General features: G+C 65.3%; 24 protein-coding genes. 11 read left to right on the top strand and 13 right to left on the bottom strand.

From position 1 onward, the window contains the following. The first annotated feature begins 696 nt into the window (after nucleotides 1-696). Genes ACFTS5_RS10140 through ACFTS5_RS10125 form a run of 4 tightly spaced genes read left to right on the top strand, consistent with a single transcriptional unit; the run spans nucleotide 697 to nucleotide 3,117 of the window. The gene (locus tag ACFTS5_RS10140; protein ID WP_378629488.1) at nucleotides 697-1,035 is read left to right on the top strand and encodes a WXG100 family type VII secretion target; all 339 of its coding nucleotides are present in this window, start codon (nucleotides 697-699) and stop codon (nucleotides 1,033-1,035) included. Continuing rightward, nucleotides 1,032-1,337 (top strand): WXG100 family type VII secretion target, encoded by a 306-nt coding sequence (locus ACFTS5_RS10135; RefSeq protein ID WP_378629485.1) that lies wholly within the window; start codon nucleotides 1,032-1,034, stop codon nucleotides 1,335-1,337. Before ACFTS5_RS10140 ends, ACFTS5_RS10135 begins: the two co-directional genes overlap by 4 nt. Before the next feature lie 5 nt (nucleotides 1,338-1,342). Next, complete coding sequence (locus ACFTS5_RS10130; protein ID WP_378629483.1) at nucleotides 1,343-2,764, top strand: hypothetical protein; 1,422 nt, start codon at nucleotides 1,343-1,345, stop codon at nucleotides 2,762-2,764. Next, nucleotides 2,764-3,117, top strand: coding sequence for a DUF6086 family protein (locus tag ACFTS5_RS10125; protein ID WP_378629480.1), 354 nt, complete (start codon nucleotides 2,764-2,766; stop codon nucleotides 3,115-3,117). Before ACFTS5_RS10130 ends, ACFTS5_RS10125 begins: the two co-directional genes overlap by 1 nt. Nucleotides 3,118-4,095: 978 nt before the next feature. On the opposite strand, the gene ACFTS5_RS10120 is transcribed toward ACFTS5_RS10125, so the two are convergent. After that, entirely contained in the window at nucleotides 4,096-4,251 is a 156-nt protein-coding gene (locus ACFTS5_RS10120) for a hypothetical protein (protein WP_378629479.1), read from the bottom strand. Nucleotides 4,252-4,645: 394 nt separating this feature from the next. Between ACFTS5_RS10120 and ACFTS5_RS10115 the strand changes: the two genes are divergently transcribed. From ACFTS5_RS10115 to ACFTS5_RS10095, 5 genes are all read left to right on the top strand, one after another. Then, nucleotides 4,646-5,614, top strand: a complete 969-nt coding sequence (locus tag ACFTS5_RS10115; protein WP_378629477.1) for an exodeoxyribonuclease III — start codon at nucleotides 4,646-4,648, stop codon at nucleotides 5,612-5,614. A 316-nt stretch (nucleotides 5,615-5,930) separates the two neighbouring features. Next, a complete protein-coding gene (locus ACFTS5_RS10110; RefSeq protein ID WP_378629476.1) occupies nucleotides 5,931-6,977 on the top strand; it encodes a ferritin-like protein in 1,047 nt (348 codons plus the stop codon). 106 nt (nucleotides 6,978-7,083) lie between these two features. Next, nucleotides 7,084-7,824 (top strand): SDR family oxidoreductase, encoded by a 741-nt coding sequence (locus tag ACFTS5_RS10105; protein ID WP_378629474.1) that lies wholly within the window; start codon nucleotides 7,084-7,086, stop codon nucleotides 7,822-7,824. 65 nt (nucleotides 7,825-7,889) lie between these two features. Next, entirely contained in the window at nucleotides 7,890-9,623 is a 1,734-nt protein-coding gene (locus ACFTS5_RS10100) for an L-aspartate oxidase (RefSeq protein ID WP_378629472.1), read from the top strand. A 176-nt stretch (nucleotides 9,624-9,799) separates the two neighbouring features. Continuing rightward, nucleotides 9,800-10,723, top strand: coding sequence for an RNA polymerase sigma-70 factor (locus ACFTS5_RS10095; RefSeq protein ID WP_378629470.1), 924 nt, complete (start codon nucleotides 9,800-9,802; stop codon nucleotides 10,721-10,723). 786 nt (nucleotides 10,724-11,509) lie between these two features. Here the strand turns inward: ACFTS5_RS10095 and ACFTS5_RS10090 are convergent. From ACFTS5_RS10090 to ACFTS5_RS10065, 6 genes are all read right to left on the bottom strand, one after another. Further along, a complete protein-coding gene (locus ACFTS5_RS10090; protein ID WP_378629469.1) occupies nucleotides 11,510-12,799 on the bottom strand; it encodes a cytochrome P450 in 1,290 nt (429 codons plus the stop codon). 80 nt (nucleotides 12,800-12,879) lie between these two features. After that, the gene (locus ACFTS5_RS10085) at nucleotides 12,880-13,251 is read right to left on the bottom strand and encodes a hypothetical protein (protein WP_378629468.1); all 372 of its coding nucleotides are present in this window, start codon (nucleotides 13,249-13,251) and stop codon (nucleotides 12,880-12,882) included. Beyond that, nucleotides 13,248-13,958, bottom strand: coding sequence for an acetoacetate decarboxylase family protein (locus tag ACFTS5_RS10080; protein WP_378629466.1), 711 nt, complete (start codon nucleotides 13,956-13,958; stop codon nucleotides 13,248-13,250). Before ACFTS5_RS10080 ends, ACFTS5_RS10085 begins: the two co-directional genes overlap by 4 nt. A 70-nt stretch (nucleotides 13,959-14,028) precedes the next feature. Next, nucleotides 14,029-14,829, bottom strand: a complete 801-nt coding sequence (locus ACFTS5_RS10075) for an SDR family NAD(P)-dependent oxidoreductase (RefSeq protein WP_378629465.1) — start codon at nucleotides 14,827-14,829, stop codon at nucleotides 14,029-14,031. Nucleotides 14,830-14,846: 17 nt separating this feature from the next. After that, a complete protein-coding gene (locus ACFTS5_RS10070; RefSeq protein ID WP_378629463.1) occupies nucleotides 14,847-16,091 on the bottom strand; it encodes an NADH:flavin oxidoreductase/NADH oxidase family protein in 1,245 nt (414 codons plus the stop codon). A 34-nt stretch (nucleotides 16,092-16,125) separates the two neighbouring features. Beyond that, entirely contained in the window at nucleotides 16,126-17,544 is a 1,419-nt protein-coding gene (locus ACFTS5_RS10065) for a flavin-containing monooxygenase (protein WP_378629462.1), read from the bottom strand. Between the two features lie 109 nt (nucleotides 17,545-17,653). On the opposite strand from ACFTS5_RS10065, the gene ACFTS5_RS10060 reads away from it, so the two are divergent. Both ACFTS5_RS10060 and ACFTS5_RS10055 read left to right on the top strand, forming a co-directional pair. Continuing rightward, entirely contained in the window at nucleotides 17,654-18,292 is a 639-nt protein-coding gene (locus ACFTS5_RS10060) for a TetR/AcrR family transcriptional regulator (protein ID WP_378629461.1), read from the top strand. Nucleotides 18,293-18,297: 5 nt separating this feature from the next. Then, nucleotides 18,298-18,717 (top strand): nitroreductase family deazaflavin-dependent oxidoreductase, encoded by a 420-nt coding sequence (locus ACFTS5_RS10055; protein WP_378630024.1) that lies wholly within the window; start codon nucleotides 18,298-18,300, stop codon nucleotides 18,715-18,717. Between the two features lie 370 nt (nucleotides 18,718-19,087). Here the strand turns inward: ACFTS5_RS10055 and ACFTS5_RS10050 are convergent, their stop codons facing one another. From ACFTS5_RS10050 to ACFTS5_RS10025, 6 genes are all read right to left on the bottom strand, one after another. Beyond that, nucleotides 19,088-20,026 (bottom strand): PDR/VanB family oxidoreductase, encoded by a 939-nt coding sequence (locus tag ACFTS5_RS10050; RefSeq protein ID WP_378629459.1) that lies wholly within the window; start codon nucleotides 20,024-20,026, stop codon nucleotides 19,088-19,090. A gap of 12 nt (nucleotides 20,027-20,038) precedes the next feature. Further along, nucleotides 20,039-21,331 carry a Rieske 2Fe-2S domain-containing protein gene (locus ACFTS5_RS10045; protein ID WP_378629458.1) on the bottom strand — a complete coding sequence of 431 codons (1,293 nt, stop codon included), beginning with the start codon at nucleotides 21,329-21,331 and terminating at the stop codon, nucleotides 20,039-20,041. Nucleotides 21,332-21,371: 40 nt separating this feature from the next. Further along, a complete protein-coding gene (locus tag ACFTS5_RS10040; protein ID WP_378629457.1) occupies nucleotides 21,372-22,259 on the bottom strand; it encodes a TIGR03621 family F420-dependent LLM class oxidoreductase in 888 nt (295 codons plus the stop codon). A 16-nt stretch (nucleotides 22,260-22,275) separates the two neighbouring features. Further along, nucleotides 22,276-22,701 (bottom strand): MarR family winged helix-turn-helix transcriptional regulator, encoded by a 426-nt coding sequence (locus ACFTS5_RS10035; RefSeq protein WP_378629456.1) that lies wholly within the window; start codon nucleotides 22,699-22,701, stop codon nucleotides 22,276-22,278. Nucleotides 22,702-22,730: 29 nt separating this feature from the next. Beyond that, complete coding sequence (locus tag ACFTS5_RS10030) at nucleotides 22,731-23,222, bottom strand: nuclear transport factor 2 family protein (protein WP_378629454.1); 492 nt, start codon at nucleotides 23,220-23,222, stop codon at nucleotides 22,731-22,733. A 405-nt stretch (nucleotides 23,223-23,627) separates the two neighbouring features. Continuing rightward, nucleotides 23,628-24,110: a nuclear transport factor 2 family protein gene (locus tag ACFTS5_RS10025; RefSeq protein WP_301907190.1), complete on the bottom strand. Its 483-nt coding sequence runs from the start codon at nucleotides 24,108-24,110 to the stop codon at nucleotides 23,628-23,630. Nucleotides 24,111-24,255: the final 145 nt, after the last annotated feature.

Raw genomic sequence — 24,255 nt, 5'->3', positions numbered from 1 at the left:
TATCAACGGTTGCAGGCGGGCGGGGGCAGTGCACTCTTGTCCGTTTCGCGTAGGAGGATGAGACCATGGCGGCGGTCGAGAATGCGTTCAGATGGGCTCGTATCCAAGCCGTTCGGCACATGGCTGCATGCGAGCGGACGGGCACGTGGAGCGCGCCCGGCGATCACCGAGATCGTGACAGCCCACACCTGCAGGGCAGTCACCGTCATTCCGTTTACCCAGCGAGCCGAAGCTCTCATTGGCGCTGACTGGGCCTGGTGGTGGGCGGACGGCGCGGACGCTTCCAGGATGCGTACGCTACGGTTTTGGAGCTCGGCGGGAAGCCAGCGAAGTTGGTGCCGTTGGGTCCGACGGGAAGATGCGCCCGCAGAGGGGCTTTCACTCGCTCCGCCACCCGTACGGATTGCTGTTGGCCGACGGGGCCTACAGCTTGGCGGACGTGACACGGCGCATGCGACACAAGAACAACACAACCACCCTCGACATCTACACCTACCTGGTCGAGGGACAACGCGGCGCAGGCCATCGGACGAGCGCTTCAGTACGGGCTGCGGGACAACGCGCACTACCGGCACGGCACTGTGTTGCCTATCGCGCGACCACGAGGTCCAACTGACTGCCGGAAGAGTTGATGCTGTTGCGTTTCGGGATCGGTCGTGGCTATGGTTTTCCTGATGTCTGGAGGAGGGGGGTCGTGTGTCAACCGAGCAGGGTTCGCCCGGAACAGATTTCGTGATTGTTCCGGACGAGGTGACCGATGCGGGCGTCTACGTCGAGCAAGTCGCTACTTCTTTGATCAACGGGTTGAATTCGCTCGACCGCGAGGTTTCGAGCGTCCTCGACAATTGGAAGGGATCGGCGGCAGACGCATACGGTGAAGGCTGGGCGGTAGCCAAGGAGGGCGCCGCCACCGTACTGGATGCGCTCGAGGCCATGGGTGGACTCCTTGGCGTAGCAAGCAAGACCATTGCTGGCCGCGATATTTCCAATGCAACGAGTTTTAATTCGCTAGACCTACCGGAAATGAACATGTGACGGCCGACAACTTCCGGGACTTCACGTTCGATATCGATGAGTTGGACCAGCTCGTAACCCGCGCCAATGCATTCATCGGGTTTCTCACCGAAAGTCTCGACGGACTCGACCACCGAATCGCCACCATCCAACAAAACTGGCAGGGAGCCGCTGCCACCGCCCAGGAAGACGCCTACCGAGAATGGGCAACCGGGGCAGCCGCAGTGGTTGAAGGAATCACGGATATGTATAACGCCGCCGTCACCGCCCGCGACGCCTACAGTGCGGCAGCGGAGATAAATTTGAGAATGAGTGGTGGCTGAACTCGGTGGGCTCAATCTCCCCGCAGTCCTATGAGAGCGCGGCCAAGGAATGCTACGACCTGTCGGAGAAATTCCAAACCGTCTACAACTCACTGCAAACCGTCCTTTTAGAAACCAGCGCGATGGCCGGCGGCTACCAGGCGGTCAAGACATGGTCGAAAGCCTACGACGACCGCGCCGCCGCAGTGACGCTGGTAGCGACCAACTTCGCGCGGGCCCTGCAAAACTTCGGGAACGTATTGACTGCGGCTGGCTACAACTGGAAGTGTGCGGAGTACAAAGCCAACCGCGACCCCAACAAGGGTGCCCCACCATCGTTGCCTAGCGGTTTCCCCTCGGAACTACCCTACGGCCCGGGCATAGTTAACGGTGTCGCGTCATCGGGAACTTACAGTCGCGGACTCGAGACAGACTGGACCGAACTGCAAGACAAGGTAACCGCACTTGTCTCCGGTGGCGAAGTCCCTGATGGGGACACCGACAAGCTCGCCAGCGCCGCAACCGCATGGAAGACCTTCGCTCAGTCGGACCCTGTATATGGCGGCAAAGCACGACTGTTAACGGTCGCCTCCGGACTGGAGCGTGGCTACGGATCCAATGTCCCGAAAGACATCCCGAACCTCGTAGGCCACCTTCGTACGCTGGCTACCAGCGTCGGCGACATCGAAGCCGCTGCCCGCGACATCGCGGCCGCAGTCGACGCCCACAAGGTCGCTTTGACAACGATGCGCTCGGACATGAACACCCAATTCGCCATGGTGGTGGTCGTCACCGCCATTCAGATCGGGACTTCGACGGTGCGGGTCAAAGAGCCACCAACGAAGCAAAAGAAACCGAATGAGCAAAAGACACCCAGCGATCGCCAAGAAGAGATCGACTTCCTGGACCAGGCTGCCGGAGCTTTGGCTGGTCCTGCCAACAAATTCCTCACCTCCCTCGGCGGATTAACCTTTTCCGCGCCTGTCCTGACGGCGGGCGGGCTGCAGGCCATTGTGGAACTGCCGATATTGGTCGATGCAACAGATCCTAAAAAGGACGTCACGTTCACTGATCCACGCCGACCGCACCTTGGCAGCGACGGAAAATATCATGTGAAGGACGGGGACCGAGAGGTGCAGATTGACGATCCGAATGATACTTCCAGAACTCTTACGGATATCGACGAGGTCAAGGATGGCGTCCTCTGGGAGGAGAAATCCGCCACGAACGCCGCCGATGTCGATAAATGGGTTGCAAAACAGGTGGAAAAGAAGCTAGGATCCTACCTCGAGGCTCGCCAGTACATCGATGGCTACGAGCAGTCCCCCATCGGACTCCGGTTCACTACCCCTGACGCTGATCCAGGGTTCCGGGCGGCGGTAGAGGCAGCAGTTGAGGGCATGCGTGCCAAAAACCCCGGCGTCCAGATTCTAGTAGAGTGGGCATGATGAGCTACGTATTCGATGTCGATGACCAGACCGTATGGAGCCCGGCATTACGAGTGGGGGAACTGTTCGTACGTATACATACCGACATTTGCTCGGTTTTGAACATGGCGACCGGCATAACGGCCGTCGCCAACGATATGTACGAGATAGATCTCGAAATCTTCGAGACGACCACGCTGGCTATTTTTAACGAATACTTCTCGTCCCAAAACGCTGCTTTTAAGGCAATGCTGGGCGCGACACTGGGGCCCGCTGTGAATATCCTCAACTACTGTAAGCGTCCGTTGACGCCAAGATCGAACGAAGAAGATGCTTTCATCTCATGGGCAACCAGCCTTGGTATGCCGAGGTAGTGCTGGCCCGCCCAGATCGCCGGCGCCCTGCGCTGGCTGATCCACCACGCCAACCTTTGCCCACGCCACAGGAGCCGACCGGATCGGACCCGAGGTCGCTTGCCCGATCGAGTAGGGGTCGAACCTGCGACGCCAAAACTAGCCCTCCACCTGCGGAAACGCAGGTGGAGGGTTGCGCCCCCGGCGGGACAGGCAAAACATGGGCAACTGGAAAACGCCTGGTCACTGCTGATTTCTATCCAAGCCGAAGAAAAAGAAGAGAGCCGGTTCCGGTACGACGAAGTCGAAGCTGCCATCGCATCGCTGAGTTGAGCCATCGGGCCGGATGGGAACTCCAGCGCGACCGGCTCCAACCCGAACACCGATCCTTCGGACAAGCCACAACCCGAACCCACCCGACAGGATAAACGCACACCCGCATCCACGGGTTGACATAAAGGGGAGCCATGAGCGGAATTTCGACCGCGGGCAATTCGCCTGAAGATGCTCAACCGGGCGTGCCCCATTCGTGCCCCGAGCCAGGGTAAGCGAGGGTGAGTCGGGGTTATCCCACGCGCGACCGGCAGCCCAGGTCGGGGCGTCATTATCACCGAGAAGGGGGCTCCGGCCCCTTTCTTCCCTCCTGGCCGGCGTCAACGAAGCCGGTAGCGGGTCGCCAACGTCGTCGACCCCAGGCCCGGCACCCCTGCCCGGCGAATTGCTGAACAAGGGAAGCCGCGGTGAGTCGGTGGTATCGCGACCGGTGGCCGCGTGGCCCTGGTCTGGGTTGGCTTGCATTGTGTTTGTGCGCCCCTCACGCGTCAAGGGCGCCCTTGGCGTCACTACGTGATGGCTATCGCCACCCTGGACCCATGAGCCTCTGCGCACAAAAGGCAGGCCCTTTACGGGGCAGGCGGGTAAGCCAGCCCCCTTCATGTACAGGCCAACCCAGCCCAGGGCCATCCGTGGACCAGCGATGCGCGATACGCCACTACCCGATCAAGACTGCCCGCGCCTCAACTCCTCCGCGATGATGGGATCGGGTTCGTTGTTGTCGTCCTCGACCTCGTAGTCGTTCTCGTCGTTGAGGTCGTCACTAGGAGGGGTGATCTCGAACTTTCCGGTCTTCGGGTCCCACCCGTTGAAGCTCGACATGTCATCAGCTCCTGCCACTAGTAGCGGTGCACATGTTGCGTGAGGCACATCACTCACGAGGCTATCGACGGGCCTCAGAGCAGGTCAAGATCACCGAGGTTGACCGGCCTGTCGACTCCTGAGTTGTCACGGTGTCGCCACTGATCGATCAGAAAGCCAGGATCCGGGCATCCGCGCCTGCTAGTCCGCCGCCGGTGCCCGCCCCCTTGGGCGCCTGTTCGGTAGACGTTCGTTTTACGAACACGAGCAATGTGCCGTTGGGGGAGGCGAGAACACACGGTCCCATCCATCGGCTTGCGCGAGGGAAACCAATTCGCCGACCTCCCCGGCCCCACCGAGGTCGCGTACCGGAGCTGCCCGAGCGGGTGACGGGGGACTCCGGCACAGTGTTGCCATGGGTTCGTCGGTCGCTGATTCTCTCACTGTCGCCACATTCAACGTGAACGGAATCCGCGCGGCACGTCGTCGTGGATTCGACCAGTGGTTGCGGGCGCGGTCGGTCGATGTGGTCGCGTTGCAGGAGTTACGTTGTCCCGCATCTGATGTGGGCACCTTCCCGGGCTATGCGGCGGCGGTGGACGTGGGTTCCGTGGCCGGTCGTAACGGTGTGGCAGTACTGACGAGGGTTTCCGCCGCTGCCGTGCGGACGTGGGTGAGCCACCCACCCAGGGCCCGCGGACTCGGTGAGTTCGCCGCACAGGGACGCTATATCGAGGTCGACCTGGCCGACCGACCGGTGACGGTGGCCTGTCTCTATCTCCCCAAGGGTGGTCTGCCCTCGCATCTCCAGCGCCCGGGATCTATGCGCGAACAGCCCGACGGTGGGGTCAAGTACGAACGCAAGCAGAGGTTCTTGGCGGCGTTCGCCCGCGAAGTGCACCGGAACCGGCTCGCGGCGCTGAGCGCGGGACGCGAGTTCGTCCTCACCGGGGATCTGAACATCGCGCACACCCGGCACGATGTGACCAACTGGCGTGCCGCCCGCACGATGGACGGATTCCTGCCTGCCGACCGCGAGTGGTTCAGTTCGATTCTCGGCACGCGTCGGCTCGTCGACGTGGTGCGACAGGTGCACGGCGATCGCCCGGGTCCACTCACCTGGTGGAGTTGGGCGGGTCGATCGTTCGCCAAGGATGTGGGTTGGCGAGTGGACCACCAACTCGCGACGCCCGGTCTCGCCCGCCTCGCCACGTCTGTCGTCGTCGACAAGGAACCGTCACCCGCTGAGCGGCTCTCCGATCACGCCCCACTCGTGGTGGCCTACTCGGCAATGCCTGACGAGAAGTCTGGTTCCCTCGGCAGGACACGCAAAACATGGGCAACTGGAAAACGCCTGGTCATAGTCGATGGCTACTCGATCTGAGCTCCAGCACCAACCGCTGCGTGGGGGTCAGGGGTTCGAGTCCCCTTAGCTCCACAGAAATTACAGGTCCGGCCCGGTCTAAGACCGGGCCTGACCTGTTTCATTGTGTCTGGCCCCGCGATTACCCGCGTTTTGGTTGGGTCGTGTTTCAGCGGCTTGCTCTCGCCGCCGGACCCGAAAACGATCGCCGTGTTCGAGCCCCGCGAGCTCGGCCCGGTGTTGCGACGGCGAGTCGCAAGTTCTTGTCACAGATCTCCCGGACGCATTGTCCTAGTTGTCGACACCACATGAACACCTGTCGAGACGAGGTTCGATTATGGACATCAGCACGGGTCACGCCATCGAGACAATGGACGATCTGCGTCGCCATCTGCAGTGGGCGATCGAGCTCGAGCACGCGACCATACCGCCGTACATGTGCGCCCTGTATTCGCTGGAGCAAGGCGCCAATGCCGAAGCGGCACAGGTCATCAGCAGCGTATTCGTCGAGGAGATGCTGCACTTGGCGCTGGCGGCGAATCTACTCAACGCGGTAGGTGGCGAGCCCAAGCTCGACGCGCCCGAATTGCTGCCCGCGTATCCGCATCCGCTGCCGCACGGCGATCGATCCGTACGGATACAGCTCGCGCCGTTCGGTTCCGAAGCTCTCGAATTGTTCTTGAACATCGAACGGCCCGCCTCGGCGGACGCGCTGCCCGAATCCGACGGCTATCACACGATCGGGCAGTTCTACGCGGCCGTCGAACTCGGTCTCGTCACGCTGGTCGACACCCTCGGCGAGGACGTCGTGTTCAGCGGCGACCCAGGCAGGCAGCTCAACGAGATGCACTTCAACAGCGGTGGCGGACAGGTCGTTCCGGTGCACGATCTGAAGTCGGCGCTGACGGCGCTGGCCGAGATCGTCGAGCAGGGCGAAGGCGCGGCGCGGACCGAGGTGTGGGACGGCGAGAAGGACGTCTTCCTTCCCGATCGCGACGAGGTCGCCCACTACTATCGCTTCCTCGAACTGAAGGAAGGTAAGCGGTTCCAGCTCGGTGACACCCCGCAGTCCGGGCCCACTGGTGAACCGATCCTGTTCGACCCCGACAAAGTGCTGCCGATGCGCCCCAACCCCCGCACCGCCGACTATCCGGAAGACAGCGCGGTCCGCCGCGCGCAGGTGGAATTCAACAACACCTACTGCCTGCTGTTGTATCTACTGGAGGAGACCTTCAACGGCAGCCCATCGCAGATGCGGGATGCGGTGGGGACGATGTACGCGTTGAAGTCCCAGGCCCAAGCGCTCATGAAGATGCCCAGCGGTGACGGCCGCACCACCGCGGGCCCGACCTTCGAGTACGTCGCGCCGCAGGATCGAGCGTAGTCGAACGGCCTCGGCACCAGCACTGTCACAGAATCACCGCCTGCCCTGTCCTTGGTACAGCGGAGTTTCGCGAACCCCGCGCAATGTCCGAACGAAAGGAATGAGCATGAAGATCGTCGTCATCGGCGGCACCGGCCTGATCGGTTCCAAGCTCGTCGCACGACTCGGTGAGCACGGCCACCAGGCGGTTCCGGCCGCACCCAATACCGGCGTGAACTCCCTCACCGGTGAGGGAGTCAAAGAAGTACTGCAGGACGCGAACGTGGTGATCGATGTTTCCAATTCGCCGTCGTTTGCCGACGACGACGTGATGGAGTTCTTCCGGACATCCACGACGAACCTGCTCGAGGCCGCCGCCGCGGCCGGTGTCGGGCATTACGTCGCACTGTCGGTGGTGGGTTCGGACCGGTTGCCGGATTCCGGGTATCTGCGGGCGAAGGTGGCGCAGGAGGAACTGATCGCCGGATCGGGTCTGCCGTACTCGATCGTGCGCGCCACACAGTTCTTCGAATTCGCCGGTGGCATCGCGGATTCCGCGACCGTTGACGGTCAGGTGCGGCTGCCGGGTTCCAGTATGCAGCCGATGGCCGCGGACGATGTGGCCGCCGCTGTCGGACGTACGGCGGCGGGCGAGCCGAAGAACGGGACCATCGAGGTCGGCGGCCCGGAGGTCATCGCCCTCGACGAATGGATCCGCACCGTGCTGAGCGCGCGGTCGGATGCGCGCACGGTGGTCACCGATCCTGAGGCCAGGTATTTCGGGGCGGTGCCCCAGCGCGAGCTGCTGCCCGGCAGCGATGCGCAATTGGCGCAGACGCGGCTGTCGGAGTGGCTGACCAGCAACTGAACTGTTCGCGCGGGCGGCGATCTGCCCGCCCGCGCGCACTGCCCCCTTCGGAAGGGAACGAAGCGATGCTCACATCCGACGAACGTCAGATCGCGACGTCGGTGCTCGTCGTCGGCACCGGCGGTTCCGGCCTCCGTGCGGCGATCGAACTGGCCGAGCGCGGCATCGACGTCCTGGTGGTGGGAAAGCGGTCGAAGGCGGACGCGCACACCACTCTCGCCGCCGGCGGCATCAATGCCGCGCTGTCGACCATGGACGTCGAGGACAGCTGGCAGCAGCACGCGGCGGACACGATCACCGAAAGCTACCTGCTGGCGCGCCCCGATACCGCCCAGGTGGTCGCCGAGAACGCCGCGCGCGGAATCGAGGATCTCGAGCGTTGGGGGATGCCGTTCGCTCGCGAATCCGACGGCCGGATCTCGCTGCGATTCTTCGGCGCGCACACCTACCGGCGCACCGCGTTCGCCGGTGATTACACCGGCCTCGAGATCCAGCGGACCCTGGTGAACCGGGCCGCGCAGCTCGGCATCCAGATCATCGATACCTGCTACGTGACCCGAATCCTGGTGCATGACAACGTGGTTTTCGGCGCCTATGGTTTCGATCTCGACAGTGGCGAGCGCTACGTGTTCCGAGCCGACGCGGTAATCCTCGCTGCCGGTGGGCACACCCGCATCTGGCGGCGCACCTCCTCCCGACGTGACGAGAACACCGGTGATTCGTTCCGGCTCGCCGTACTCGCGGGCGGCCGGATTCGGGACCCGGAGCTCGTGCAGTTCCACCCGTCCGGGCTCATCGAACCCGAGAACGCGGCCGGGACACTGGTATCGGAAGCCGCACGGGGAGAAGGCGGCATTCTTCGCAACGCCGCGGGCGAGCGTTTCATGCGGCGCTACGACGCGGAACGCATGGAGCTCTCGACCCGCGACCGGGTCGCGCTGGCCGCCTATACCGAGATCAAGGAGGGTCGAGGAACCCCGAACGGTGCTGTCTGGCTGGATGTTTCGCACCTGCCTCGCGAAACGATCATGCGGCGACTGCCGCGCGTCTACCAGACGATGTTGGAGCTGCAAATGCTCGACATCACTCGCGATCCGATCGAAATCGCGCCGACGGCACACTATTCCATGGGCGGAGTGTGGGTTCGCTCCGAAGATCACGGTACCGGCGTCGAGGGCCTCTATGCGATCGGCGAGGCATCGAGCGGCCTGCACGGCGCCAACCGGCTCGGCGGCAACTCGCTGATCGAACTGCTCGTCTACGGCCGGATCGTCGGCGAGGCGGCAGCGCGGTACTCGGCCGAGCTGGTCGCACAGCGTCGGTCCCACAGTGCGCTCGTCGAGGCCCGCGCCGAGATCGATGAGCTGCTGGCGGTCGACGGGCAGGAGAACGTACGGGCCCTGCAACGCGCCGTGCGCGACACCATGACCGAGCACGCCGGCGTGGTGCGCGACGAGACCGGGATTCGGGCAGGTTTGGCCGAACTCGACGAGGTCGAGGACCGCATGACGAATATCGGCGTGCACCCCGACGCCGCCGGGTTCCAGGATCTGGCGCACGCCTTCGATCTCAAGTCCTCGGTGCTCGCCGCACGCGCCACCTTGGAAGCCGCGCTGGAGCGACGCGAAACCCGTGGCTGCCACAATCGGTCCGACTACCCCGACCTGGATCCGGCGCTGCGGGTGAATCTCGTATGGTCGGGTCCCGGCAAGCTCGAACGCGAGGAGATCCCCGCGATCCCCGACGGAATCGCCCGGCTCATGCGAGATGTATCGACGGAAGGCAAATTGGTCGAATGACGGCGTCGTGTGGGCGCACAAGCCGCCCGCTGTCCGGTGCCGCTCGCTCAGAGGGGTTGCCGCGTGCCACGCCACCCGCGTACGGCCGGCGCGAGTAACGTCGTGGGAGATGGTGGCCGAATCGAGGCGGGGGACATGAATCACGCGATTGCCGGTGGCGTCGGAACGACCGCGCGATGAGTGGACCCGCGGGTACCGACCTGGGTAAAGCAGTCGACGACTTCTCCGCGCAGAAGGGACGGCTGTTCGGCATCGCCTACCGAATGCTCGGCACCGTTGCCGACGCCGAGGACATCGTCCAGGACGTCTGGGTGAAGTGGCAGTCCTACGCCGGCCGCGATTCCGTGCGTGATGTGGAGGCCTTCCTCGTCACCATGACCACCCGGCAGGCGATCAATGCCACGCAGACCGCGCGGGTCCGTCGGGAAACCTACATCGGCCCGTGGCTGCCCGAGCCCGTGGACACCAGTGCTGATCCCTCGCTCGGCGCGGAGCGTGCCGCGGCATTGGAGACCGCGGTCCTGGTCGTCCTGGAGAAGATGACGCCGACCGAGCGGGCGGCGTTCGTCCTGCGGGAAGCTTTCGACTACCCCTACGGCCGGATCGCCGAAGTCCTCGACATCAAGGAACCGGCCGCCCGGAAGCTGGTGAGCCGGGCACGCCAGGCCATCGAGTCCGACCGGCGGGTATCAGTCGACACCGTGCATCAGCGACGTCTGCTCGCTGCCTTCCTGAATGCCGCGCGCGCCGGCGAATTCGATGAACTGGAGGCGCTTTTCGCCACCGATGTCGCCAGCTACTCCGACGGCGGCGGCGTGGTGCGCAATGCCTCGCGCATTCCGGTATTCGGACGGACGCGTGTGGCGAAGTACGTGGCCGCGTTCGCCTCACACTTCTGGACCGGGGTCGCCATCGATTGGGTCGACGCCAATGGTCGTGCGTCGGTGGTGATCAGCCGCGACGGAGCCCCCATCGCCTGGCTCGGGGTCGGTGCGGCCGACGACGAGAGCATCGACCGGCTCTATTGGGTGTTCAACCCCGCCAAGCTCGGTCACATCGCCCACGTCGTCGCTGTTCCGGGGGACTCCGCCGCGCCGTGAAACATCATCGGCCCAGGGTCAGCGACCGTGGCAACCACGAATATCTGGCCGACGCCGGTGGTGCTGTCGCGGTGTACATCAGCTCGGCGAACTTCACCAACCTCGGGCCGCGCAAGGGATCGGCACCCCGGCTGGCTCTGACCGATCTGGGAGCGTGTCGCAAGGTCATCAACACTTATGACCGGATCCGTAGACGGTGGGCGATGGGGCGAAGAGCGGTGGAAAGACGTTCCATCCGAGGTGCCTGCGTACTTGATCGGTGTCACCGGACCGCCGGGGCGCCGTTGGGTGTGGGGAGCGATCAACCTGGACTCGTAGAGGGCACCCGGTGGACACGTGTTGACCGCGCCTGGACGGATACCTCGGCGGTGGCGGACGCTCGCCGTGAACCCTCGGGCCTGACCCTGGGAACGGCGCCCGATCCGCCGAGGCCCGGGATGTCACCGATCATCGTGGAGCCGCACATCGACAACGATCGTCTTCGCCGGACAGCGCGGCTGTGCTGACGGCAGTCTGCCGATCTCGAGCAGCAATCTCGGCCGTTCGGTGGAGACTTGAGCTGGCCCCCGATTACCCCGTCGCCGAGATGGTGTCTGGTGCTGCCGATGGATGACCGCCCGCGGATCTGAGCGACATTGGCGACGCCTCGTGTTCCCCTGATCAGGCCCCCTTTCGGCGTCGGCATAGGGTCCCTCGACGCGGCATGGCCTGCTTGCTCGTTGGGTGCCGACCTACGCCGGAGATTGGCTCGGTTGTAGCCAGGTTTCGTTCAGACCGTTTGACCGGTCAGAGAGCAGGCTCTGCGTGGCCGTCGGGCCGAGTCGCAGGTGCGATCGAAGTGAAGGTGAGGGGCAGCCGTGCCGGGCCGCGCAGGGTGACATGTTCGCGGTAGGCGATCTGGCCGCAGGCCAGGCGGGGGTTGTGTACGCGGCGCGCGAAACGGGTCAGGGCGACGGTGGCTTCCAGACGGGCAAGTGGAGCGCCGAGGCAGAAATGTTGGCCGAGACCGAATGCCAGGTGTCGGTCGCCACGGGCGGGATCGTATCTGTCCGGTTCTGTGAAGACGTCGGGATCCCGGTTGGCGGCGGCGATGAGCATGACGATCAGATCACCGGTCGCGATGTCGATGTTCGGGAGGGTGATGGCGTCGCGGGCGATGCGCGGAACCAGCTGCACCGGTGGGTCATAGCGCAGACTCTCCTCGATCACGGCTCCGGTGAACGCCGGGGCGGCGCCCAGATCGGCGAGTTGATGGCGGTGTCCTGGGCGTAGTAGGGCGAGCGCGGTGTTGGCGATGAGGTTGACCGTGGTTTCGTGGCCGGCGATGAGCAGCAGGGCACAGGTGCTGATGAGCTCGTCGTGGGTAAGGGTGTCGGTGGATTCCTCGGCGGCGATGAGTGCCGATAGCAGGTCATTGCTGGGCCGGGTGCGTCGGTGGCGCACGAGTTGTTCGAAATACTCGTGTAATTCATTGTTCGCACGGACCATTGTCGTGGCTTCGGTGCGCCCGGCGGTGGTGGCCGAGACCGGGTCCAAGGCTCGCGCCAGCAGCGTGGACCAGCGCCGCAGCTGTGGTTCGTCGCGCAGCGGAACGCCGAGCAGTTCGCAGATCACCGTGATGGGGAGCGGGTAGGCGAGGTCCTGGACGAGATCGAGTTCACCGCGCTCGGCGGCGCGATCGAGAGCGGCGTCGGTGATGGCGGTGATGCGTGGTTCGAGACCGCGCACGACGGTGGGGGTGAAGGCCTTGGCTACCAGCCGCCGCAGGCGCGTGTGGTCGGGCGGATCGCGGAACAGCATGGAGGCGGTGCCGCTGAGCTCGCTGGACAAGGTTCCGGCGAGGTCGTGAACCGGCGTGGGGCCCATGGGAATCGAGGCGTGATGTCTCTCCACTGAGGCCGCTCGGTCACGCAGCACCGCCGCGCAGTCGCGGTAAGCCGACAGCACCACCACGGGCGTGTTCCCGAGCCGGATCGGTCCCTGCTCACGGATCTGGGCGTAGAGGGGATAGGGGTCGGCACGCTGCGCGGGATCCAGCAAGCTGGCGAAGATTCCCGGATTGGGTGTGGTGGTCATGGTTCCGCCGATGGGTCAACCGTGCCCGATGGCGCGGTGGGTGAAGGTGGGCGAGGTGCCGGGGTTCTCGAGCGCCCCGGTCAGCTCGCTGGAGGGAAAGAACTGCAGGAAACGTGAATCACGCTGCCATCGAGGGGCAGGATCCTCTCCGGTGGCAGGTCGGCGAAGGTGGCGGGCTGGTACCAGGGCCGCTGGAAGGGGTGCAGGTCGGCCAGGGCTTCCAGCTCGGCACGCTGGGGCTGCAGCTTCGCGTTCGGGAAAGCCGCTGCCACAGGTTGATGCGGGCTGATATCCGGCTGCGGCACTGTGGTGCCCAGCCGGCGCCGGACATCCTGGGTGTGCAGATGATCGAAGGTGAGGTAGTCGACCTCCGCCGGATCGACCCCGGCCTTGCGGCAGGCGGCCAGGACATCGGTGTGCGTGCTGACGATGGCCGGGTATCCGTTGGTCACAGGACCCGAGGACGCAGGCGAGTCATGGTGAACAGCGGAGTCAGTGGCCGCAAGGGAATCGGCGGCACCCACGCGCCGAGCAGGTCCACTCGGTGCAGCCGGGCTTCGATCACCCGGCCGATGCCCATCTGGTCGATCGGATCACGTTCGGAGCCCTGTAGTTCCAGGGCGAAGTCCTCGATCCGCCGGACCTCGATGACGCTTTCACGCGGAGTGAAGGCCACCAGCCAGGACGGGAACAGGCCGGTGATCCCGACGATATTGCGGTGCGGGCGCGCCAGGATCGGCGGCGGATCGGAGATGACCTCGCCGAGGCGTCCGCCCATGCTGAGCAGTGTGTGCCCGCGTCGAGTGGCCTCGGCGTGAATCCCGGTGTCGGTGAGCGTCCAGTCGATCTCGCCGAGTTTCTTCGGGTAGCCGAGCAGTTCACGGCCGATGATGAGAGCAACGTCATCGTCGAGGATCATCCACGGACAATGAATTCCGGTGCCCTGCAGCGTCTTTATGTGCACGAACAGTCCGGCCTCGTGGTAGCCCGGCGATTCGAAGTTGTTGTCCGGAAACCAGGCGGTGAAGAAGTCGGCGCGGGCCGGTTCGGCCAGTTGCACCCCGGCGGGCAGCCACTGCTTCATACGGTCGGGGTCGATTTCTACTGTGGCACTGAAGTAGTGGGCATCCCGGTAGAGGCTCTGTCGCGGGTCGGCCATAGTTCGTAGGCGATCCAGGTCTGCGCCGAGGGAACGGCCCACGGAACGAATAGCGGGTTCCCAGCCCATCTCATTTCACCTTTCGATACACGGTGCGCAGAATCGGGCCGACCAGCCCGCGCGGTGTGTACTGTCCGCCGAGGGTCTGCACCTTGGCGAAGACACCGGGTATCACGCGGCGGCGACCGGCGGCCATACCCGCGATCGCTTGCGCCGCAGCTTGATCCGCGCTCACCCACAGCGGGCCGGGAACCATGCGGTCCAGGTGCGGTGCCTGGGCGACCTCGGCGTATTCGGTGCGGACCGGCCCTGGGGCAAGCAGCGTGCATTGCACACCGGTCCCGGCGAGTTCACAGTGCAGCGATTCGGCCAGGGTATTGGCGAAGGCCTTCGACGCGGCGTAGGTGGCATTGTGCGGCCCGGGCTGATTGCCCGCGGTGGAACCGGTGATCAGGATCGCGCCCGCACCGCGCTCGACCATGCCGGGCAGCACCGCCAGCGTGAGATCGTGCACCGCGACGCAATTCAGCTCGACCTGTTGCCGTTCCCGGGCCGGGTGTGCGGTCGCCAGCTCACCATAGGTCGCAAAACCCGCGTTGTTGCACAGCACGGCGATATCGCGCCCGGCGAGTTCGCCGCACAGTGTCGCGCGCTCATCGCGTTGCGCCAGATCGACCGCGCGGATCTCGGTCTCGACGCCGTAGTCCGTGGCCAGCCGAGCGGCCAGTACACGCAGGCGATCCTCGCGACGGGCGACAAGTATCAATGAATACCCTTGCTGGGCAAGGGCTTCGGCAAGTGCGTAGCCGATGCCGGAGGAGGCTCCGGTAATGACGGCCCGTGAATCGCGGGTGGGGGTGGGAAGGCTCATCGGTGGCTCCTCAGCGCTCAGAACTGGGTGAGCGCGCGGGCGCTCACGGTGGTACCGGCGGTGATCAGGGTGCGAACCGCACCCCGCCCGCTGACTTGGCTCTCGCCCGCCGCTATGCGTCGGAAATTGCCTGCGTGCCAAGCAAGTTGGAGATAGGAGTTGATCGGATCGGCACCGGGCATCGGAATTCGTGGCGCGGTGGGCAGTGTTTCGGGTTCCCGGTTACCGGCGAGCAGGTCGGCCGCGATATCGGGCCGTACGGCGAACGGGCGACCCAGTCCGATGACATCGACCGCGCCCTGGCCCAGCACATCGTTGATGAAGTCCAGGGTGCGGATGCCGCCGGTGAGCATGAGCGGCATCGCCGAACGTGCACGCAACTGCTCGGCGTAGCGCAGGAAGTACGCCTCGCGTTCGCGGGTGCTGTCGGCCACCACTCCCGTCATGGCCGGGGCCTCGTAATTGCCGCCGGAAATCTCCAGCAGGTCGATTCCGGCCTGCTCCAAGGCGAGGGCGACATCGAGCGACTCGTCTTCTTCCAGCCCCTTGGACTGGAAGTCGGCGGAGTTGAGCTTCACCGAGAGAATCGCCGTGGGTCCGATGGCCTTGCGCACCTCCGCCACCACCTCGAGCAACAGGCGTCGGCGGTTCGCCGGGTTGCCGCCGTACACATCGCCGCGCTGGTTGGCGACCGGGGAAAGGAACTGCGACAGCAGATACCCGTGTGCGGCGTGCACCTGCACACCGGCAAAGCCCGCGACCACTGCGAGTTCCGCGGTGCGCGCGTAGCGGCGGCGCAGATCGTCGATTTCGTCGAGCGTCAATTCGCGCGGCTTACGCAGATTGAATCCCACCGCCTGCGGGCGCAGCGCCGAGGGGCCGACCGGACGGCGATGCAGCGGGCCGACCGCGACCCGGCCCGGGTGGTTGATCTGCATCAGCATCACCGCGCCCTCGCTCGAACCGGCGCGCGCCCAGTTGCTGACGGCCTCGAGATGCCGCTCGTCCGCCAAGGTCACATTGCGCGGCTCCACGTAGGCGCGCTGGTCGATCATGACATTGCCGGTGACGAGCAGACCCGCGCCACCACGACCCCAGGCGCGGTAGAGCCGGGTCAGGGTCTGGCTGGGTGCGCCGTCGATCCCGGCGAGCTGTTCGCTCATCGCGGCCTTGGCGATGCGATTGGGCAGGGTGACCCCACAAGGCAGGGTCAGCGGACTGCCGACTGCGGCGATGCGCCGGGTGCGGTTCTTGGGAGGCATGTGCGGGGCTCCTGGTGTCGTGGAAGGGTTCGAGTCAGGCGATGTGGCGCGCGACGGCGAGAATCGGGCGCAGTACGACCCCGGCCAGCGCGCGCGTAGCGGACGAGCGCTCGGGTGCTTCCGAGGAGTGCTGCTGCGGTGCGGGTGCGGTGGGCACGAAGGGCGCTGGCTCAGCGGCACCGGGCAGCAGGGTGCGCAGGGTAGATAACTGGGTCAAGGTGCGCACCAGCCATCGGCCGCGCAGTACGTCCCAGCGCAATTCCGGGCCGCCTGCCAGGATTTCGCCCGAGGCCTTGGAAATGTGGGCGTAGAGATCACCGACCGGTGTGCGCAGGCGCTGTTGCAGCAGCGAGGCCTCGGCAAGCAATCGGGCGCTGTTGGTCAACAGCATGCCCGCACCCGAGCGAGGCGCGACCAGCCCGGCGAAGTAGAGGTTGGCCACCCCCGGCGCGAAGGTGTGCGAGATCAGTCGCGGCTGACCCTTTTCCCAGTTCAACAGGCCCTCGCGCAGGAACGGGAAGGTGGTCTTGAAGCCGGTCGCCCACACGATGGTGTCGTATTCCCCGCTGGTTCCATCGGTGAAATACGCTGTGCGCCCATCGAATCGTTCGATCTCGGGACGAACGGCAATGCGACCGTGCTTGAGGAAGTACGGCAGTTGCTGGTTGACCACCAAGTCCTGATCGAAGATGCGATGTGTGGGCTTGGACAACCCGAAACTCCGAAAGCTACCCATCCCGACGGTGACGATCGACCGGAAAACCGCCTCCTGCAACAGTTTCGGCACCGGAACCGAACCCACATCGAACTTGCTGCTCGGAATGCCCAGCACATACTTGGGGATGAACCAGTAGCTGCGGCGTAGCGAGATCTCCGAATTCCCGAAGGTCACCGCGGCTTCCACGGCCAGGTCGCACCCGGAGTTACCGGCCCCGACCACCAGCACGCTCGGACCGTCCAGGTCGGCCGGGCGCTTGTAGTTCTTGGAGTGGATCTGCGTGCCGGTGAATTCGCCTGGATACGAGGGGATATTGACGTCCCAGTAGTGCCCGTTGGCGACCACGACTCCGGCGTACTCTCGAACCTCCCCGCTCGCGAATTCGACCCGCCAGCCCGCCAGGCCCGCCTCGTCGAGCGGCGCGACATCGTCCACGAAGGCACCGAATTCGATCCGGCGGTCCAGCCCGAATTCCGCGGCGAACGCGCGTAGGTAGTCACGCATCTGCGCGGCGCTCGGGAAATCCGGGTAGCTGCTGGGCATCGGATAGTCCGCGTACTGGGTGACGTCCTTGGAACTGATCAGGTACGTCGAGTCGTACACCCCGTGCGACCAGTTGCCTCCGATCGATTCGGTGGCTTCCACATGGTCGTAATCCAAGCCCAGATCCGCGTATGCCTTGGCCACCGCCAATCCGGTGTATCCGGCCCCGATGATGCAGTAACGACGCGCCATTGCGACCTCCCATCAATGCTACAGTCTGTGTAGCTACAGTGAATGTAGTATTTGCCTGGACGCGGGCGAATGTCAAGCCCGGCCGAGCGAAGAAGGAGGTGGAAGGCGAATGACCGAACAACGAGGCCGCGGGTACGCACCGCGAATGGCCCCCGAACAGCGACGCGAACAGCTGCTGGACGCGGTCCTGCGCGTCATCGTCGAGCAGGGCGTGCACAAGGTGTCCATCGATACCGTGGCCAAGGAAGCGGGCGTCAGCCGCCCGGTCATCTACGGACTGTTCACCGACTCCGAACAGCTGCTGCGCGCCTCACTGGACCGAGAAGAAACCGCGGCCATGACCCAGATGGCAACAGCGGTGCCCTCGGCCGCCGCGGGCGATCCGATCCAGGCCGTGTCGGACAGCGTTGAGCACTTCCTCGCCGCAGTACTGGCCGCACCCGACCGCTGGCGAGCCATCTTCTTGATCGCCGACGCCAGCACCCCCGCCTTCCGCCGCCGACTCGAAAGCGGCAGGCAAGCCTTCATCGCGGCTCTGGTGACTTTCGTCAGAGCGGCCGCACCGCCCGAGCGGCTGCCCGGGATCGATGTCGAACTCACCGCCCGTACCCTCTACGCCCTGTTCTGGGAAGCCGGACGCCTTGTCCTGGCCGACCCCGAAGCCTTTCCCCCGCAGCGGATTCGCGAATTCGCCAGCACCCTCATTCCCGCCCTGCCGGCATTCCACAACCCGAAGGCACCCCAGTGAGCGACATGTACCACGCAGTCCTGCGAGCCCATAAGTGGATCTACGAGACCACCGATGGTCTGGTGGGCCACCGCCTCCTGTTCGGCAATCCGACCCTGCTGCTACGCACCGTTGGTCGCCGCACTGCCCTGTCCCGTACCAGCGCCCTCACCTATGGTCGCGACGGCGATGCCTATCTCGTAGTCGCCTCCAATGGCGGCGCACCCAAACCCCCGGCCTGGCTGGCCAACCTGAAAGCCAACCCCGACAACGAAATCCAGATCGGTCGCCGCCGCCTGCGCGTCACCGCCCGCCCCACCCTGCCCGGCGACCCCGACTACGACCGCCGTTGGAAGATCGTCGACGCGGTCAACAAGGGCAGATACACCGAATACCAAAAAAAGACCACCCGCCCGCTGCCGATCGTAGAACTCCGCGCCCGCTGACCCCACCCGTCGTGCCGAGACCCGCGAATGCACACGCCTGCAGCCGTTCCCGTGCAACCTGTGGCACTGCTACCAGGTGATCGCGCCGCTGGAAGGCGAATCGGCCGACCGATCGGCGCGTCGTTAACGGTCAGCGCATTTGGCATCTAGCTGTCTTCCATCACGGACTGCCGGTACGGATAGGTTCCTGTTGTCATCTTCGATGTCGACTGAACGTGTATTTCCGTGACATGTGCCCCGGCTGACGCTCGGTGACCATTCATTGACCGGTAGGGGCCGGTGTACTCGCTGGTGCCCGGTTCGAAGTGCCCTCGGGAACCGTTTGCCGCCACTCATTTTCGAGCTTCGTGCCCGGCTCGGCAGACCGTTCTCAGAGGTCCACTTCGAGGACGGGGGAGTGCGATCGTGACGAGCACGTGGTGAACAAGCCCCCGGCGCGTTCGGCGTCGGTGAGGACGTCGTCGCGATGGTCGGGTTCGCCGGCGAGTACCCGGACCACGCATTCCCCGCAGATGCCCTGCTGGCACGAGAAGGGCGCGTCGACACCGTGGTCCAAGAGGGCATCGAGCACGCTCTGGTCGTCGGCGACACCGTATTCGGCGCCGGTGGAGGCCACGCGGACGACGAATCCGGCCGGGGCAGGCCCGGTCGGTGCGGGGCGGTCGGTGCCGAATCGTTCGGTGTGCAGGGCTTGGCGCGGCCAGCCGAGCGCCTCGGCCTTGCCCAGGACGTAGTCCATGAACCCGTCCGGCCCGCAGACGTAGACCGCCGTTTCCGGCCGCGGATCGCCCAGATCGCGGGCCACATCGAGCCCGATGTGCTGGTCGTCGAAGTGGAAGCTGACGCGGGGGTTGGCCGTCAGCTCGTCCAGGAAGGCAGCGTGCGAGCGGCTCCGGGCGCTGTAGTGCAGCGTGTACTCGGCGCCCGCCCGGTCGAGCTCGGTCAGCATGGCGAGCAAGGGCGTTATCCCGATCCCGCCCGCGATCAGTACATGACGGTGCGCCGTGACCAGCGGGAAGTGGTTGCGCGGGGCGGAGATCCGCACCCGATCGCCCACGGTGAGCGCGTGTATCGCCCGGGATCCGCCGCGCGAGTTCGTCACGTTCAGCACGGCCAGCCGATACCGGCCCGGCCCGGGCGTTCCGCATAGCGAGTACTGGCGGACCATCCCGGAACCGAGCTGGATGTCGATATGGGACCCTGCTGTGTAGGGCGGGAATTCGGTGCCGTCGACCGGGGCGAGGTCGAGAACCACGATGTCGGCGGTCGCGAGGGTGCGGGCACGGACTTCCGCGTCGATCCAGGTCATGGTCTGCCCCGGTCAGCCACCGGCTACCGGCAGCGCCGCCGCGGTCTCGTCCGCCGTGGCCCCGGCGAGGGTGAACAGACCGGCCTGGGTACGCCGCACCGGTTCCTCGTCCAGACTCACCCCCTGCGGATCGCGGCCCGCTTCCACGTCGTCGATCATCGTCCGCAGCAACCGGCGCAGCAGCACCACGCCCCGATCCGTCGTCGCCAGGGTCTCCTCGGAATGCAGCGCGACCGGACCCTGCGAAGTCATCACCTCGCCGTCACCGGGGAAGCGCTGACGTTCCTGGTCGGTCAGCTCCCACGCGTTCTTGCCGTCCTGGGTGATGCCGAACAGGAACCGTTGCACGCGTGCGGGATCGCTCGCCCGGATGGAGAAGAACGCGCGATGGCGGGTGTCGTCGATCGGGACAGCCCAGATCACCATGTCGGCCTTGGTATCCGGGGTGAGCTCGACCCAGTCCGGCAGCACCGTGGCATTGGGCAGGTGCAGCTCGGCTCCCCAGACCCGCTCGGTCCGCTCCCCGTCGCGCTCCTTGTCCAGGAACCGGACGCCGTACTTCGCCCCGTAGTCGGTGCGGTCGTAGCTGACCCGTCCCGGCAGGGTGTAGGGATCGAAGAAGTCCTCGGGGAAGCCGGTGGTGCCGGTGCCGAGGAATTGGTAGCCGCTGTGCTGGGAGTGCAGCCAGTTGATGTGCACCGGGTCGATCGTGTTCTCGTAGATCAGCAGCCAGTGGAAATCCTGCTCGGCGCCGGTCACCGACAGTCCGGGGAACGGCCATTCGGCGAAGTACTGCTCGCCCTCGGCGAGGTCCTCGAGCACGTCGTAGCGCGGCAGCACGGGCTTGCGGTCGGGCGGGCCCATGTAGACGAACACCAGCCCGTAGCGTTCCTCCACCGGGTACCACGGCTGGCGCGCGGCGTCGCGGCGTTTGCCACGATCGGGCTCGCAGGCCTGCTCGAGGCATCGTCCCTGCACGTCGTATTTCCAGCCGTGATAGCCACAGCGTAGCCCGTCGTCCTCGATCCGGCCGAAGAACAGACTGGCGCCGCGGTGCGCGCAACGCTCGAAAACCACTCCCGCGCGGCCGTTTCCGTCCCGGAAGACGACCAGGTCCTCGCCGAGGACGCGGGTGCGATGCGGTGCTTCGGCGGTGAGGGTGGCCGAGGTAGCGATCGGGTGCCAGTATCGCCGCAGCGCCTCGCCCATCGGTGTGCCGGGTCCCACCTCGGTCAGGCGTGCGTCGTAGGACGGGGCCTTGCGGCCGTATCCGGTACCGGTGTCCACCGTGGTTCGTTCGGTCATGTCGGTCTCCTCCGCGTGCGAAAGATGTTGTGCTGCCCTGTTATCGGAGCGCCTGGATGATCGGGGCGAAGGCCTCCATCTCGGGTTCGAGCACGGTGTAGTAGGTCAGGCCGAGGGTCTTGCGCCGTTCGCGCAGGGTGTCGGCGTTCTCCTCGGGTGTGCCGAACAGCAGTGACGGCAGTTCGGCGAGTTCGTCGGGCGTGAGGTCGAGCCGGTTCTGCCAGACATCGGTCACGCCGTCGGTCGCGCCCTTGGGCAGCACCTTGTGGATGGGAATGTTGAACTCCACCTGGTCGATCCGGTCGCCGAGCAGTCCACGTACGTAGTCGATCCGGTCGGTGACCTCGGTGATTCCACCCAGCTTCAGCCCGTCGCCGTCGCGCACCTCGGTGGTGCCGGTGAAGGCGATGATGTCGGCGTGGGCGGCCGCCAGCCGCAGGACCCGTGCGCCGCGACCGGCGATCAGGATCGGCGGGCCGCCGGGCTGTTCGAACCGTGCGTACTGGTCGAGCTCGGACTTCGGCTTGCGGAATTCCGCGACCGTGCGCTCCAGCTGGGAAACCCGTTCGCCCGCAGTGGGAAACGGGATTCCGGCCGCATCGAACTGCGCGCGGTCGTAGCCGGCGCCGAGCCCGAGTTCCACCCGGCCGCCGGAGTAGCGGTCGACGGTGGCGAGGTCGCGGGCCAGCACCGTCGGGTGGTAGAAGGCCGTGTTGAACACGAGCGTGCCGATCCGGATGCGCTCGGTCGCCTCGGCGGCCAGCAGCAGGGTCGGGATCGGTGCCGGCATGCCGAGGTGGTCCGACACCGAGATGACGTCGTAGCCCAGTTCCTCGGCCCTGCGTACCTTGGCGATCCATTCCGCCCTGGTGGACGGGGTGAACAGGCAGAGGCCGAAGCGGAACGGCCGGTCGTACAGGGAAGTCATGACGCTCCTCGCGAGCTCATTCGGTGGCGATGTTGTCGGCGATCTTGGCCAGCACCGCGTTCGCGGCGAGGAATTCCTCCTCGGTGATGCCACGCAGCGATTCGTCGGCGTGGGCGTTCACCAGCGCTTCGGCGCGCTCGTGCGCCGCCTCGCCCGCGGCGGTGAGCCGCAGCGTCGCGCCGGAAACCTCGACCCAGCCGCGGCCGACGAAGTCGTCGACGATCGGCTGATAGGTCCGCGTGCCGTCGGCGACCAGGAACGGCGCGAACGCCGCGTCGAGTTCGGCGACGCTGCCCAGACCGATCTGCAGGGCGTGCAGGATCTGCCAGTCCCGGCGGGTGAGCTTCTGCTCGTGCAGCAGCGCGCCGGTGGCGACGTCGAACTGCTGGTGCAGGTGCAGCAGCCAGTACCCGATGCGCTTGGTCGTGTTCTTCTGGAGCATGACGAGCCTCTCTGTGGTCGAAGGGCCGGCTACTGCTGCCAGCCGCGCGAGTACGGGATGACCCAGTACAGGTCGAGGGCGATTCGCGCGAACCGCCACCGGCCGCCCTCGCGGACGTACTCGTCGGTGAACTTGCCTGCCACGAACGAGCTTTCGGTGTCGAAGACGACCTTCTCCTCGAAGAACGACACTCCGGTGGCTCGATCGCCGAGGATCTCCACGTCGTGCCCGTGCAGGAACTGCTTGACCAGCACCTGCCCCGCCGGGCTGTTGTCTTCGATGAGCTGTGGCAGCCCGGCGAAGTACGCCTGGATGGCAGCCCGCCCCTCGGCCTGGCCCAGATGGCGGTAGTCGAGATAGGCGTCGGCACTGAACAGTTCGCCGACCTGGTCCCACCTGCCCTCGTTGATGTAGCGGGGTAGGTCGTGGCGCAAGGTGTTCAGCGCGCGGACGGCCTCGAGCGTCTCGAGTCGTTCGGTGAGCTGCTCGACCTGCCCGACCAGGTCCAGGACTTCTGACATCGCTGTGACACCTCTCGTTCCGTACACGTACCGGAGCGGACTCCGGGAAAACCGCGGCCACCGTGTTTCTCCGGCCGGGCTGCAATCACCTTTGCACGCGATATTCAGAGGTCACAAGATCGCGTGGGAAACCCTGCGGTTCGACCGTAGGTTTCGACTGTCACGCCCGCAGGGTTCGAATATCGCCTGGACGGTCGCGTAAGTGTTGCCGGAACATCGGTGACAGTTCGATCATGGCGTCGGAAATCGACGGAGTGAATTGTTTCCCAAGTCGCCGGAACACATTGTCACCGATGTCTCCGAACAATTTGTCGAACCATTGCTAGGGATGTCCTGTGTACGCAAGATCGGGCCGGACTCGGCGACGAGTCCGGCCCGATCGCCGGCGGTGGTGAACCGTGATGTTCAGCCCGGACCGTGGCCGGCGGCGACCCGGCCCGCGACATGTCGCACATCCCGGTGCGAGATGAGCCACTCACCCTCGTACTGCTCGAACTCGTCCTGAACCAGCCCGATGACCACCCAGTCGGCCGGTCGTCCCACGTCGGTGGCCGCGGTGCTGGAGAACCAGTGCCACACCGTCGCATAGGCTGTGAGCAGGGGTTTATCGCCGTTCCACTCGATGGTGGCCTGCCCGATGACATGGGCGACCAGGGAGCGTTGCGACTTGGGCACCCGGCTCATGTGATCGGTGAACTCGTCACGGCCGTGGAACAGCACCGGCGGGCCGGGCATGATCCGGTACTCGATCAGCGCGTCGGGGGTGAAGCACTCGCTGAACCGCTCGCTCTCCTGGGTGTCGGCGATCCGGAAGAATTTGTAGAACGTTCGGAAGATCGCCCGCTCCGCTTCGATCGTCGCGAGCAGATTGTCATGTACAGCGGTCACGTCGGTCCTTTCTCCTGCCGGACGACAACACATCGCTCGGCGCGTCGTTCGATTATCGACACGGTGCGAAGCTAGCACGATGCCGGACACCGCCCGATGGCGTACCGCACTATTCGGTGCGACGATGTATTCCGAGCGAGGTGAT

This window comes from Nocardia sp. NPDC056952, from assembly GCF_042674185.1.
GTDB lineage: Bacteria > Actinomycetota > Actinomycetes > Mycobacteriales > Mycobacteriaceae > Nocardia.
Note: the sequence above shows the minus strand (reverse complement) of the source record. Positions and strands in the feature narration are given on the sequence as shown.